Annotated in this window: 12 protein-coding genes; 4 read left to right on the top strand and 8 right to left on the bottom strand. The window is 64.2% G+C overall.

Annotation, left to right across the window (positions count from 1 at the left end; all coding sequences use genetic code 11):
- Positions 1 to 279: 279 nt before the first annotated feature.
- Together XcyCFBP4188_RS07360 and XcyCFBP4188_RS07355 are read right to left on the bottom strand one after the other, a co-directional pair.
- Positions 280 to 2,484, bottom strand: coding sequence for a TonB-dependent siderophore receptor (locus XcyCFBP4188_RS07360; protein WP_104591864.1), 2,205 nt, complete (start codon positions 2,482 to 2,484; stop codon positions 280 to 282).
- A 304-nt stretch (positions 2,485 to 2,788) separates the two neighbouring features.
- Complete coding sequence (locus XcyCFBP4188_RS07355; protein ID WP_006452140.1) at positions 2,789 to 3,271, bottom strand: Lrp/AsnC family transcriptional regulator; 483 nt, start codon at positions 3,269 to 3,271, stop codon at positions 2,789 to 2,791.
- Between the two features lie 127 nt (positions 3,272 to 3,398).
- Here XcyCFBP4188_RS07355 and phhA point away from each other — a divergent pair, with 127 nt between their 5' ends.
- The 4 genes from phhA (at position 3,399) to XcyCFBP4188_RS07335 (ending at position 6,735) form a co-directional block, all read left to right on the top strand.
- Positions 3,399 to 4,289, top strand: coding sequence for a phenylalanine 4-monooxygenase (gene phhA / locus XcyCFBP4188_RS07350; RefSeq protein WP_104591863.1), 891 nt, complete (start codon positions 3,399 to 3,401; stop codon positions 4,287 to 4,289).
- A gap of 91 nt (positions 4,290 to 4,380) precedes the next feature.
- A complete protein-coding gene (locus tag XcyCFBP4188_RS07345) occupies positions 4,381 to 5,025 on the top strand; it encodes a DMP19 family protein (RefSeq protein WP_006452142.1) in 645 nt (214 codons plus the stop codon).
- 133 nt (positions 5,026 to 5,158) lie between these two features.
- Positions 5,159 to 5,455, top strand: coding sequence for a helix-turn-helix domain-containing protein (locus XcyCFBP4188_RS07340; protein ID WP_006452143.1), 297 nt, complete (start codon positions 5,159 to 5,161; stop codon positions 5,453 to 5,455).
- Complete coding sequence (locus tag XcyCFBP4188_RS07335; RefSeq protein WP_006452144.1) at positions 5,452 to 6,735, top strand: type II toxin-antitoxin system HipA family toxin; 1,284 nt, start codon at positions 5,452 to 5,454, stop codon at positions 6,733 to 6,735. Before XcyCFBP4188_RS07340 ends, XcyCFBP4188_RS07335 begins: the two co-directional genes overlap by 4 nt.
- A 141-nt stretch (positions 6,736 to 6,876) precedes the next feature.
- Here the strand turns inward: XcyCFBP4188_RS07335 and XcyCFBP4188_RS07330 are convergent, their stop codons facing one another.
- From XcyCFBP4188_RS07330 to XcyCFBP4188_RS07305, 6 genes are all read right to left on the bottom strand, one after another.
- Positions 6,877 to 7,998, bottom strand: a complete 1,122-nt coding sequence (locus tag XcyCFBP4188_RS07330; RefSeq protein ID WP_104591862.1) for a cupin domain-containing protein — start codon at positions 7,996 to 7,998, stop codon at positions 6,877 to 6,879.
- A gap of 222 nt (positions 7,999 to 8,220) precedes the next feature.
- Positions 8,221 to 8,886 (bottom strand): RpiB/LacA/LacB family sugar-phosphate isomerase, encoded by a 666-nt coding sequence (locus XcyCFBP4188_RS07325; RefSeq protein WP_104591861.1) that lies wholly within the window; start codon positions 8,884 to 8,886, stop codon positions 8,221 to 8,223.
- Positions 8,887 to 9,119: 233 nt separating this feature from the next.
- The gene (gene kduD, locus XcyCFBP4188_RS07320; protein ID WP_006452147.1) at positions 9,120 to 9,875 is read right to left on the bottom strand and encodes a 2-dehydro-3-deoxy-D-gluconate 5-dehydrogenase KduD; all 756 of its coding nucleotides are present in this window, start codon (positions 9,873 to 9,875) and stop codon (positions 9,120 to 9,122) included.
- A gap of 159 nt (positions 9,876 to 10,034) precedes the next feature.
- The gene (kduI, locus tag XcyCFBP4188_RS07315; protein ID WP_006452148.1) at positions 10,035 to 10,889 is read right to left on the bottom strand and encodes a 5-dehydro-4-deoxy-D-glucuronate isomerase; all 855 of its coding nucleotides are present in this window, start codon (positions 10,887 to 10,889) and stop codon (positions 10,035 to 10,037) included.
- 186 nt (positions 10,890 to 11,075) lie between these two features.
- The gene (locus XcyCFBP4188_RS07310; protein WP_043910268.1) at positions 11,076 to 12,203 is read right to left on the bottom strand and encodes a hypothetical protein; all 1,128 of its coding nucleotides are present in this window, start codon (positions 12,201 to 12,203) and stop codon (positions 11,076 to 11,078) included.
- A gap of 298 nt (positions 12,204 to 12,501) precedes the next feature.
- The gene (locus tag XcyCFBP4188_RS07305; protein ID WP_174705832.1) at positions 12,502 to 13,560 is read right to left on the bottom strand and encodes a LacI family DNA-binding transcriptional regulator; all 1,059 of its coding nucleotides are present in this window, start codon (positions 13,558 to 13,560) and stop codon (positions 12,502 to 12,504) included.
- Positions 13,561 to 13,566 lie beyond the last annotated feature (6 nt).

Genomic DNA, 13,566 nt, shown 5'->3' with positions numbered 1-13,566 from the left:
TGGTTTGGAGAATGCGCTGAAGGCGTGCCGGAGGGGGGCGCAGCCAGGGTCGCTCCTACCACAGCGCGGTGGTTGCGCGGGCGCGCTGAAGGCGTATCAGGACGGCTTCGCGGCCGGGGCCGCTCCTACGACAGCGGGCTGGTTTTCGGGGGCAATGACCAATATCGACAGCTTGGGCAGCCAAGCCGTCCCCCCGTAGGAGCGGCCTTGGCCGCGATGCCGTGTCGATAACAGTGCTGCCGTCCTGGCGCTGTTATCGGAACGCACTTCGCCGCTACCTCAATACCGCCAACGCAACGACACGCTGACAAACCGCGGCTCGCCGTAATTCTGGTAATCCAGATTGGCCCAATAGGTCTTGTCGAAGGCGTTGCGCACCGCCAGCGTGGCGGTCCATTGCTCGCTGATGCGGTAGTTGGCGTTGAAGTGCACCAAGGCGTATGCGTTCTGCACCACGGTGACCGGTGTGGTGGCACCGCTGCCGTCGCCGGTGGGGCGCTCGATATTGAAACCGCGTACCGCGCTCTGCCAGCTGACGCCGCCGCCGATGCTCAGGCGCTCCCAGGCGCCGGGCAGGCGCAACTGCGTGGACAGCTGCAGATAATCCTCGGGCAGGTTGGCGTAGATCGCATCGGTGGGCGGGCGCGTCACCTTGACGTGGGTAAAGCCGGCATTGACGGTCCAGCCGGGCAGGATCTCGCCGTTGATATCCATTTCCCAACCACGGCTCTTGGTGCCGTTGATGCCGATGTAGGCCGAATTGCCGTCCGGCAGCGAGGATTCCGGCTGGGTCATGTCGCGCACGGCGAAGTTGTCCTGCTTGGCCTCGAATACGGCGGCGGTGGCCATCGCATGGCCGTCGAGCAATTGCGCCTTGATGCCGGCTTCCAGGTTGGAGCCTTCCACCGGCGCGAGCAGGTTGTTGTCCTTGTCGCGGTAGTTCTGCGGATTGAAGATTTCGGTGTAGCTGGCGTACACCGACACGTCCGGCATGATGTCGTAGACCAGGCCCACGTACGGGGTGACTTCGTCGCTTACTTCATAGCGGCCACTGGTGCCGGTGTAGGTGCCGCTGGTGTCGAAGGCCTGGGTGCGGGTTTCCCAGGAACTCAGGCGTGCGCCGGCGATCAACGACAGCGGATCGGCCAGACGAAACCGTGTGGAGGCATACACGCCGCGCTGGGTGGTGCGCGCTTCGCTGCGCCGGCCGGTGCGCGCATAGGTCACTTCGGACGCATTGCCATCCCAGTTGCGGATGTTGGGAATGAAATAGCAGCGCTCGGGTGGGCCAAAGTCGTTGGGGCAGGTCGCCCAGTCGTCGGGATAGGTCTGCGCCACGTCATACGAGGTCGATTGCAGATCCTGCCAGCTGCCGCCGACCACCACGTCGTGCTGCCGGCCGAACAGCGAGAAACCACCGGACAGATACACATCCACGCTGTCGCGGGTGTCTTCGGTCTCGCCGGCAGCGGTGCGTAGAAACATGCCGCTGCCATCGGCGGCCGGATAGCCGGTGCCGTACACGCGCAGGCTCTGCACATTGCCCTTGGTGTGCGCGGTGTTGACGCGCAACAGCCAGTCCTCGCCGAAGCGTTGTTCCAGGTTGGCGAACGCGGTGCTGGTTTCGCGCTGCCAGCGGGTCCACTCCGGCGCCAGGTTGGTGGAGCGCGACAGGTTGGCCAGCGAGCCATCGGCAGCGAAGAACGGCACCGTGCCCCAGGTCGAACCGACCGGGCTGTTGTCCTGGCGCTGGTAACCGACGGTGAGCGTGGTGCTGCCGGTCAGATCGCCTTCCAGCACCGCCATGCCCGACATCTTGTTGTCGTGGTAACGGTCGTAGTAGTAATCGCGGTCCTGCCAGGCCGCCACCACGCGGCTGCGCCAGCGCCCGTCTTCGGTCAGCGGTGCGTTGACGTCGGCCTGCATGCGGCGGAAATCCCAGGTGCCCGCGCTCACCGCGAACGAGGCATCGAACTCCTTGCCGGGCCGCTTGCGCAGCAGATTGACCGTGGCCGAGGGAATGCCCGCGCCGGTGAGCAGGCCATTGGCGCCGCGGATCACTTCGATGCGGTCGTAAAAGACCGTGTCGTATTCCTGGTTGGTGGAACCGCTGTAGGTGGGCAAGCCATCGACCTGGAAGTCGGTGATCTGGAAGCCGCGCGCGAAATACAGCGGCCGCTGGGTGTCGTAGAACGACACGTTGACGCCGGTGACATTGCGCATCACATCGTCGATGCTGAAAAGCGATTCGTCTTCCAGCCGCTGCAGCCCGATCACGCTCACCGACTGCGGCGTTTCCTGCAAGGTCAGCGGCAGCCGCGTGGTGGTGGCCGGCTGCGCGCGGCTCACCGTGCCGTTGACGCTGACCCGGTCCAGCGTCTTGGCGCTGGTGGCATCGGCAGCGTGGGCAGTGGACGTCGTCATCGCCAGCGCGCACAGCAAGGCGGCGGACAGCGTGGCCAGAGGGGCGGAAATCGCGGGCATTGGAGGTCTCGTCGATCGGTGCGGGCAGCAAAGGTCCGCGTGAGAAAGCTGCAGGCACGCGTCAGCGTCCAACTCGGGCGACGGGCTGGCTGGCCCTATCGGGCTGGCGGATCGACGGAAGAAGACATGGCCGGACGCGGCCTGATGTTGCGCAAATGTAAATCGTTATCATTTGTTGATCAAGCGCACAGTGCGACGCGTGGCTTAACGGTGGGGGGTGGAACGCCCCGGGTTGAACAACACACCCTCAGTCTGCCGATACCCCGTTGCTCTACGGAGTGGTCCTGCAAGGTCCGCAACCGGCTCAAGCCAGATGCGACAACGGCAGGCCCTCCGGTGCCTTCACCGTACGCAATACGAAACTGGAATTGACGTCGGACACGCCGGTGGCATTGAGCAGGCGGTCGAGCAGAAACCGTGAGAAATGCTCCAGGTCGCGCACCTGGACCTGCAGCAGGTAATCCATGTCGCCGGTGAGCGCCCAGCAGGCCACCACCTCGTCCCAGCCGCGCACGCCATCGGCGAAATGCTCAATATCGGCCTGGCCGTGCTGCTCCAACTGCACGCGCACAAACGCCTGCAATCCCAGTCCCAACGCCCTGGCATCCAGGCGCGCGCCGTAGCCGGCGATGATGCCGGCCGCCTCCAACCGTTGGGTACGGCGCAGGCAGGCCGATGCCGACAGATTGACCTGCACCGCCAACTCCGTATTGCTGCTGCGCCCCTGCGTCTGCAGCAGGGCGAGCAGGCGCAGATCGGTGCGGTCCAGGGCGATGGGCTGATCCATATATTGCGCAGCAGCAGAAGATGACGCACGAATCTTGCGCTTTGAAGGGTTGATCGCGCAAGATTCGCAATCCCGTTGCGCGACCATCGGGCTAAGGTGAGCGCTGATCATCGGGAATTGCCGCCGCATGAACATCGCACCGCAACGCGTCGAGAATCAGCTCACCGACAAGGGCTATGTGCCGGTCTACACCACCGCCGTGGTCGAGCAGCCGTGGGACGGCTACAGTGCCGACGACCACGCCACCTGGGGCACCCTGTATCGCCGCCAGCGCGCGCTGCTGGTCGGGCGCGCCTGCGACGAATTCCTGCAGGCGCAGGATGCGATGGGCATGGGCGATACCCACATCCCGCGGTTCGATGCGCTCAACGCCGTGCTGCAGGCGGCTACCGGCTGGACCCTGGTCGGCGTGCAAGGCCTGCTGCCGGAGCTCGACTTTTTCGAACATCTTGCTAATAAGCGCTTCCCGGTGACGTGGTGGATCCGCCGCCCCGAGCAGATCGATTACATCGCCGAACCGGATTTGTTCCATGACCTGTTCGGGCACGTGCCGCTGCTGATGAACCCGCTGTTTGCCGACTTCATGCAGGCCTACGGCCGTGGCGGAGTCAAGGCGCACGGCATCGGCGCGGACGCGCTGCAGAACCTCACACGGTTGTATTGGTACACGGTGGAATTCGGCCTGATCGCCACACCGCAGGGGTTGCGTATCTTTGGGGCCGGCATCGTGTCGTCGAAGGGCGAATCGCTGCATTCGCTGGAATCGTCGGCACCCAACCGGATCGGCTTCGACCTGCAACGCATCATGCGCACGCGCTACCGCATCGACAGCTTTCAAAAGACCTATTTCGTCATCGACAGCTTCGCGCAGTTGATGGACGCTACCGCGCCGGACTTCACCCCGATCTATGCCGATCTTGCGCAGCAAGCGCAGGTGCCGGCCGGCGATGTACTGGTCACAGATCGGGTGCTTCAGCGCGGCACTGGCGAGGGTTGGAGTTGCGAGGGCGATGTGTGAGCGGTGCCGGGGTGGCGCGAGATCGCTGCACCGACTCGACAGCACTGCCCACGCGGACTAAGGTCAAACCTCCCCACACCGCCTTCGCTCAATGGACCTGACGCAGCTACGCATCCGGCGCTTGGAGCTGGACGACACCCGCCTGCTGTTCACCCTGGCCAATGGCATCCGTATCGATGAGCCCATCAAGGCGCATCGGCTGTTGTTCAAGGCGGCGCCGCCGCAGCGCGCGCAGTGGCAGCTCACCGAAGACGGTTTTGGGGTGAACTGGCCCGCCGTCGCGCCGCCTACCCCGGAGGGCCTGCTCAACATGCCCGAGCTGTTGTGGCGCCGCCGCAGTGCGCGCGCGCAGACCAAACTGACCACGCTGCGTGGCCACCTGGATGCGCTGACCCCCGGCGAGCGCGAGCTGGTTGCACTGGCACGGCTGGACGCGGACATGGTCGAAAGCGGCTACGCGCGCTATTTCGACCGCTGGGACGCCAGCACGCGCACTTACGCGCTGCAGGCGCTGACGGCGATGGGTGCGGCGCAGACACGCCAGGCGATCGAAGGCCTGGGCGCTGTGTTCGAACGCCTGGAAGAAGACCCGAATCTGCTCAGCATCGAAGACATCCTCGACGCCATGAACGAGACCGACCGCCAGCGCGTGGATGGCTGGGAAGAAGTCTATTACCGCCGCTCCGGCGAACTGGCGCGATTGGGGCTGACCCACTACGGGGTGGATAAGGCCTGAGGGGGTGCAGGTACGAGCGCTTACGACAAGGCATAAAACCGTAACAAGCAGACCAGCCGAATACAAAATTAAGTTGCTTTTACGAGGCTAAAGAGTAATTTAATTTGGTATGGCTAAGCGTATTCCTCCTACTATGCCGCGTGCTCAGCGCCAGATCGAGACGCTGGGAGAACGCCTGCGCGCCGCCCGACTGCGTCGCGAGATGACCCAGCGCGAGCTGGCCACCCGCGTGGGCGTCAGCGTGCCAACCCTGGCCAAGCTGGAAAACGGCGATCCATCGACCAGTCTGGCGACCGTTCTCCGTGTACTGACCGTGCTTGGTCTGGACAAGGACATCGATCTGCTGGCGCAGACCGATCCGCTGGGGAGGCAGCTGCAGGACAGCCGGCTGCGTCGCCCGGGGCCCTCCTCCATCAGGAGCGAGCCATGAGTTCGGCTCCCTTGGCGCATGACATCAACAAGGTCGAGGTGTGGCTAGAGGATCAATCATTGGGCGGCAGCTCCCTGGTTGGATATTTGACACGCCAATACAGCCGCCGTAGCGAGACACTGCAGTTCGAGTATGCCGCCGGCTGGCTGGCCAACGAGACACCTGTTCGCGCGTTCGCGCTCGACCCGCAACTGCCGCTCTATGCAGGCGCATCGATTGCACGCGCCGGAGCGTCCGAGTTGACCGGAGCCTTTCTGGATTGTTCGCCGGATCGCTGGGGCAAACTGCTGATGAGGCGCAGAGAAGTGATCATGGCGCGCGAACAAGGCCGAAAGGTTCGTGCACTGCGGCCCTGGGATTATCTGATCGGCGTCAACGATGCGTCCCGCATGGGCGCGCTGAGGTTGCGCGACAGCACGCCCGGCCGATACCTCGACGACCATGCATTGAGCGCACCGCCCATGACGCAATTGCGCGAGTTGGAAGCGATTGCTCGGCGCCTTGAGCGCGATGACATGGATGACAGCGACATGGATCTCACGTGGGTCAAGCAACTGATCGCGCCCGGCGCTTCGCTTGGTGGCGCCAGGCCCAAGGCAAGTGTCCAAGAGTCGGACGATTCTCTCTGGCTGGCGAAATTTCCTTCCGCTGACGACCTCTACGACGTGGGGCGATGGGAATACATCACCTACCGTCTGTCACTGGCTGCGGGCATCAGCATGCCTGCCGCCAAACCACTGGAACTGTCCAATCAAGGCACCACGTTCGCGGTGCAGCGCTTTGATCGCACTGCGCATAGCCGCCGTGCATATGCCTCGGCATTTACGCTGCTGGATGTGGAACACAGCGAAGCGTCGTCTTACGTCGATATTGCGCATGCCATCGAAGTCGTCGGCGCAACACACGCGATTCCATATGACCTGCACCAGTTATTCCGCCGCGTCGCCTTCAACATACTGGTCGGCAATCGCGACGATCACTTACGCAATCATGGATTCCTGCGTGAGCACGACGGCTGGCGTTTGGCACCTGCGTTCGACGTCAATCCAAACCAGGACAAAGACGTGCACGTGCTGGCCATCAGTCTTGACGACACCACACCCGATACGGCGCTATTGATGGAAACGCACGATTATTATCGGCTGACCAGAGCGCAGGCATTGGCCATCATCGAAGAAGTACGCGCGGCGGTTGCGCGGTGGCAACAGGAAGCTGTGCGATGCAACGCCAGCCGCGCCGAGATAGTGGCGATGGAATCGGTGATTGATCCGACGCGATAGGCGCGGTCTTCGAGGTTTGATAGCTGGACTTTTCTAGCTGCCGCAACTCTTCTTGCATCGTTCCTTGCCGAGACAATCGCAGGCAGCATGCGTTGGGGATTACAACCGGGAGATCGATCCTGCGCACGAGCGAGGTGTGGCTTATATCTTGGGAGCCGCTGTATACGCCAGTAACAGCACCAACGGTTCTTCTCCGGTTTGCTGTAATGCGTGCGTACTTCCCGGCCGCGTCAACAGCGCATCGCCCGCGCTGACTTCATATTGCTTGCCATCCAATGCATACACCCCGCGGCCGCTGACGATGTAATAGATCTCGTCCTTGTCGTGCAGGTGCAGGCCGATGCCGGCGCCCTTGTGCAGCACGCGTTTGCGCAGCACGAATTTGAGATCCGGTGCGTCGGCAAAGAAGGGGTACGCCGTGGTGGGTCCGGCGCCGCCGTGCGGGCCGGGTTGCTCGCGGGCGAGGTCGCGTTCGTGCACCACCAGCGAGGGATGCGCCTGCGCGGCGCGGTGTGCGGCGGTGTCGGGGGCTGCGCCGCAGTCGGCGTCGCGACGGAGCTGTGCTTTGAGGTCGGACTGCAGTTGCACCCAGCCATGCACAACCAGGCAGGCGATTGCGGTGGCACCGGCGCGGCTGAAGTGGGTGCCATCGGCTTTACCTTGTTCGGGGACGAACAGGAAATACGGTTTGGCTGCCTGTTCGCCGAGTGCGCGGATCCAGTCGCTGGAGCTGGCGTTGAGATCGATGAGGCCAACGTGTTCTTGCGCTGCGAGTTGCTGCATGGCCAGCGTATCGCGGCCGTGGGTGTCGAGCAGCGCGCCGAAGTCGTAGAGCAAACGCGCGGCGGGCGTGATCAGGATCGCCGTGGCGCCCTTGTCGCGCGCGACGGCGATATAGCGGCGCAGGAACTGCTGATAGTCGCTGTGCGCGTCGGTGTAGCGGGTCGGGTCTTCGTGTTTGGCGTCGTTGTGGCCGAACTGGATCAGCAGGATGTCGCCGCGTTGCAATTGGTTGGCGATGGCCTCCAGGCGCCCTTCTGCGATGAAACTACGCGTGCTGCGGCCGCCCTTGGCGTGGTTGTGGACCTGCCATTGCGCAGGGTCGAACCAGTCTTGCAGCAGTTGGCCCCAGCCGGCTTGCGGCGCGCGCTCCGGACCGTATTCGGCGGCGGTGGAATCACCGGCGATGAAGATGCGGTGTGGTTCGGCGCGGGCGAGGTTTGCGGAGAGCAGCAGCAACGATGCGAAGAAAAGCAGACGCATGGTGGCTCCGGGGAAGAGTGTTTAGGACAGCGCGGTGTCCCTTCTCCCATCGGGAGAAGGTGCCCGAAGGGCGGATGAGGGTGCGGCGGCATCGGAAATGTTGGACGGCCGTACTGTCGTCTCAAGCCTTTCAAGCCTTTTCCGTTTAGGCCAGCTGTCTTCCGCCGTACCCTCACCCCAACCCCTCTCCCGGCGGGAGAGGGGCTAAAACGCATTGGCTAATTACGCAGCTGCGGCAGCAGCGGCTTCCGGCTTGCCCAATACGCCAGCGACGAAGGCGCGGATCTCGGCGTCCTGGGCGTTGTCGAAGAAGCACTGCTGGAAGCGCTCGCCGCCGACGGCCTGCTTGATCAGTTCCGGGTCGATGGCGCGCAGGCCATCGAGATAGGACTTGGCGGTGGCCTGCTTGAGCTGGGTCAGGATGCCGGCGTTGGCGGCCTGCGATTCGCGACGCTCGGCCGGGTAGCCCAGGCCACGCTCGCCGCTGAAGGCCTTTTCGAAGATGTAGCGCACGTTGATTTCCGCGCCCCAGCCGTAACCCTTGGCGAATGCCAGCGACAGCGCGTTGCCGTTGTTGACCTGGGCGAACAGGTAGGCGTCGGTCGGCTCGATGCAATAGCCGCAGAACACGCCCGGGTGTGCGTTGAGCGACATCATCGCGCCCTGGCCGGTGCCGCAACCGGCGACGACGAAGTCCACGGCCTTGGAGTTCAACAGCAGGCTGGCGACGATGCCCAGGTGGATGTAGGTCAGGCGGTGGTCGTTGTCGCCGTCCATGCCGACGTTGAACACGCTGTGGCCCTGCTCGCTGGCGACGTCATTGAGCTGCTGCAGGATCACCGGGTTCCTGCCGGCCTGACTGAACTCATTCATGAGTGCGATTTTCATGGGATGCTCCGATTGGGTTTGGGGAAGTTGTTTGGATGTGGAATGTGTGCGCTTTGGTGCTGTGTCTTGATCCGCTTTTCCGGTGCCTTGTCCGTGCAGGATTAAGGCTCTGATCGAGAACGGAAGAGGTATGCCGGCATGCAGCGCGCGTCTGGTTGATGTACGTGCATGCCGGCCCTCATCCGCCCTTCGGGCACGTTCTCCCGGAGGGAGAAGGAAACGACGCGGTTTTCTCAGCGTGCCAGCCAGCCGCCGTCGACCGGGATGATGGCGCCGTTGACGTAATCCGAGGCGCTGCTGGCCAGGAATACCGCCGTGCCACCGAGGTCGGCCGGTACGCCCCAGCGCGCGGCCGGGATGCGGTCCAGGATGGACTTGTTGCGGTCCTGGTCGGCACGCAGCTGGGCGGTGTTGTCGGTGGCCATGTAGCCGGGCGCGATGGCGTTGGTGGTCACGCCCTTGCTGCCCCACTCGTTGGCCAGCAAACGGGTGATGCCGGCAATACCAGACTTGCTGGCGGTGTACGACGGCACGCGGATGCCGCCCTGGAACGACAGCATCGAGGCGATGTTGATGATCTTGCCGCTGCCCTGGGCGATGAAATGGCGGCCGGCCGCCTGGGCCATGAAGAAGGCCGATTTCAGATTGACGTTCATCACGTCGTCCCAATCCTGCTCGCTGAAATCCACCGCGTCGGTGCGGCGGATCAGGCCGGCGTTGTTGACCAGGATGTCCAGGCGGCCCAGGCCGTCCAGGGTTTCCTTGAGGATGCGCTCGACTGGCTCGAGGCTGATCAGGTTGGCCTGGATGGCGATGAAGCGGCGGCCCAGGCCCTTGACCAGTTCTTCGGTCTCGGTCGGCGCCTGGATGCCGGCGGCGGCGATGTCGGCGCCGGCCTGCGCCAGTGCCAACGCGATGCCCTGGCCCAGGCCAGTGTTGGCACCGGTGACCAGTGCGACCTTGCCTTCGAGACTGAACGGATTGCTCATTACCTTATCGCTCCTGCTGGGTGATGCCACGTTGGATGAGTGAAGTGCGTCCGCGCGCTGCGCGGCCACGCATTGATGGAGCCATCGCATTAACTTGGCTGGTGAATCGCATTAACCGAGTTATTGCGTGGATTAAGTATTGCCTTGCAAGCGCCAGCGTCATTTGAGCTGGCAGATGTCCAACACGTGCATGTCGGTGTAATCCAGGTTTTCTCCGCCCATCGCCCAGATGAAGGCGTAATTGCTGGTGCCGGCGCCCATGTGGATCGACCACGGCGGCGACACCACCGCTTCGTTGTTCTGGATCACGATGTGGCGCTGCGCGTCCGGCTCGCCCATGAAGTGATAGACGCGGTCGTTGGCGCCAAGATCGAAGTAGAAATACACCTCGCTGCGGCGGTCGTGCAGATGCGGTGGCATGGTGTTCCAGACGCTGCCCGGCTTGAGCACGGTCAGGCCCAGCAGCAACTGCGAGGACTGGCAGGTGGCCGGCACGATGTACTGGTAGATGGTGCGCTCGTTGCTGGTTTCCAGCGCGCCACGCTCCAGTGCCACCGCGTCCTTGATCGAGAGTTGCTTGGTCTCGAAGCGCGCGTGCGCCGGCGTGGAGGCCAGGTAGAACTTGGCCGGATTGGCAGCGTCTGCGGACGCGAAGGTGACCTCGGTGCTGCCCATCGCCACGTACAGGCCGTCCTTTGGCCCGAGCGTGTAGGCGGTGCCGTCCACTGTGACGGTGCCAGGACCGGCGCCGACGTTGAGGATGCCCAGCTCACGGCGCTCCAGGAACGGATGGCCGGCAGCGGAAGCAGGTTCGGTCTGCCTGGGCAGCTCCAGCGTTTTACCAAGCGGTGCCGCGCCACCGAGCACAAAGCGCTCGTAGTGGGTGTATTTGAGGGTCACCGCATCGTCGATAAACAAGCCATCGAGCAGATAAAGCTCGCGCAGGTCGTCGTTGCTGGCGCCCTTGATGGCATCGGGATGGGTGGCGTAGTGGGTCTTGCAGTACAGGGACATGCGCGATCTCCGGTGCCAAGCGCGGGGGATTGGCTTGTACCAGGCCATTCTACCGGCACTGGTTAACCGGTGTCATTGCGCAGTGCACGATAGTGCCATCGGTAGGCCGGCGGACAAAGCATCGGGCAGGACTGTCGGGGCGCTGTATCCAAACCCGACAAGGTGGGATGCCACCCCGCGCGGGGCTCAGCGCAGCGCGATCAGCTCCAGCGTCGCGCTGATGATCCTGTGCGCCTGGGCCGTGCTTTCGGGAACGGCAACACCGAACTCGGTAGCGATCCGTTTGGCCCGGGCAAGCAGGTCGGCGTTGGCTGTCAATGTGAGCCTTGCGCGAACGCGGGCGGCAAAGGCGTCGCTGAGCACGGGTTGTTCGGACCAATGACCTCCAAGACCTAATGGCAGCAGCGCATCATCAATGACAGCGGCAAGACGTGCGGTCCAGGTCGTACTCTGCCGGACACGTCGCTGGGTTTCGGCGGGTCCCTTAGCGCGCAACTCCAAGATGAGATCGTTGGTTGCGACGCGGGCCTCGCGTCCGGTGGCCGCATCGAGTTGCACCTGACTCTCCACCTGCCCGCGGTTGGCTGCGAAACGCGAATCGGGCGCCAACACGGCCGGGCCCTTGGCCCACCCGTCCATCACGATGGTGCTTGCGCCGCTGACATCGTCGGCCGGTACACGCGCCTCTGCCCAGGCATGGCCATGGCCGGCGCTGGTTACGTAATGCACCGTCTCCCCGGCATCCAGCCTGCTGCTATGGCGGATGCTCGTGACGGACGTATATTCGCCGCAATTGCCCGAGCCAAGGACCGTGGCCGCTGTGGTCGAATGCTGCATCTGCTCCGCATACGCCACGAACCGCCCGCCACCGCGCATGTAGAGCTCGGCCTTTAACTGGCGAGCGGCTTTGGTCCGGAAACGGCTTTCGTTGCCCGTTGCGCGCAGATCGGTGCCGACATTTCCACGCCCGAACTTCAGCACACGCCGTGTATTGCCGACGCTCTCGTTGGCCTTGCGCAGGCGGTCCATCTCCGGCTGGAACACGCGTCGCCCATCGATGTCGCGCGCCAGCAGATACGCCGCAAGCGCGAGATCGTCGCTGCTGAGCGATGGGTGAGGTGCGGCAACGGCCGATGTCGACGAAGAACGCGTCCGTCTCGGGCGAGACTGGCGCAACGCGTCCGGCAGGCTTGAACCGACGGCATCTGCCGGCCGCTCTTGGTGATCGCTGCGTTGCGCAGCTGACTGACTCGATGGTTCCGGTGTCGCTGCCGGGGCGATACCCGGCGTGCCGGCAATCAGTTTGGGGAGCATACATAACTCCGGTTTGAAGACGCGCGTTGCGACGCGCTCAACGCTGCCAAGCGCGATTCCGCGCAGGAGTGCGACGGATGCATCGCAGAAGCCAACGACCTCGGCTGGGCCGACAATGGCGCTTTGCCTCGTCTGTATGACGATGCCCGCAATTAATTATCGGCGCGCGATCTTTCCCGCGGCGCTGCAATACGAACATCGTGCGCGCGCTTGCGAAGCAGCGCTGCGGCGAGCAGGCCTTGCACACTCTGCCGATGGCACGCGAGGCACGGCGGGCGGCAGACGCGCGATGCCGCGATCAATCTTCCGGCGGTTGGCAGGAATCGCGCACGATCAGGTGCGGGCGCACGCTGGCGGTGGGGAGTTGCGGGGCGTTGTCGGGCTGGATCAGCATCGCGGCGGCGGTGCGGCCGGTGTCGCGGGTGTGGCGGCGCACCGAGGTCAGCGGCGGCCATAGCCGCGAGGCCAGCGAGCTGTCGTCGTAGCCGATCACCGAAAGCTGGCGCGGGATGTTGATGCCGGCGCGCAGCGCGACCTTGTAGATACCGGCAGCCATTTCGTCGTTACCGGTGAAGATGGCGGTGGGGCGCTTCTTGCCCAGCAGCAGCTTTTCGGCGGCGGCCACGCCCGATTCGAAGGTATAGCCGGCTTCCACAATCCGCTCGGGCCGCAGTTCGATGCCGCGCCGGGTCAGCGCGTCGGCAAAGCCCGAGGTGCGCTCCACCGAGGAGCGGTAGGCGCTGGGGCCGGTGACCAGGGCGATGTCGCGGTGGCCGAGCGAGAGCAGGTAGTCGGCGGCCTCGGCGGCGCCGTCGCGGTCGTGGGTGATCACCGTCTGCGAGGTGGCGTCCAGCGCGACCGAGGCGATGCGGGTGTAGCGGCAGCCGATCTCGGCCAGCATGTCGGCCAGCGCCTGGTCCTCGGAGGCGCGTGGCACCAGGATCACCCCGTGCAGCTTCTGCGCCTGGGCAAAGCGGCGCACGCCTTCGATATAGCCGGGGCTGCGGCTGTCGCAGGGGTGCACCACCAGCTCGAAACTGGAGCCGCGTAGCGCGTCCAGCGCGCCGTACTGCATGTCCACGATGTACTGCGCGGTGGGGTTGTCGTAGACCATGCCGATCAGAAACGAACGCCGGAACGCCAGCCCGCGCGCGAGCGGGTCGGGCGAGTAGCCGACCTCGCGCATCAGTGCTTCGACCTTCTCGCGGGTGTCCTGGCGGACCAGCGGCGAATTGTTGATGATCCGCGAGACGGTCTTCTTGGACACCCCGGACATCCGGGCGATGTCGTTGATCGTGGCTACCTTGCCCTTCGGCAGGCCGGGCATTCCCTCTTCAGGCATCTTGCGGGCGGGCATAGCGGT

This window comes from Xanthomonas hortorum pv. cynarae, from assembly GCF_002939985.1.
Lineage (GTDB): Bacteria > Pseudomonadota > Gammaproteobacteria > Xanthomonadales > Xanthomonadaceae > Xanthomonas > Xanthomonas hortorum_D.
Note: the sequence above shows the minus strand (reverse complement) of the source record. Positions and strands in the feature narration are given on the sequence as shown.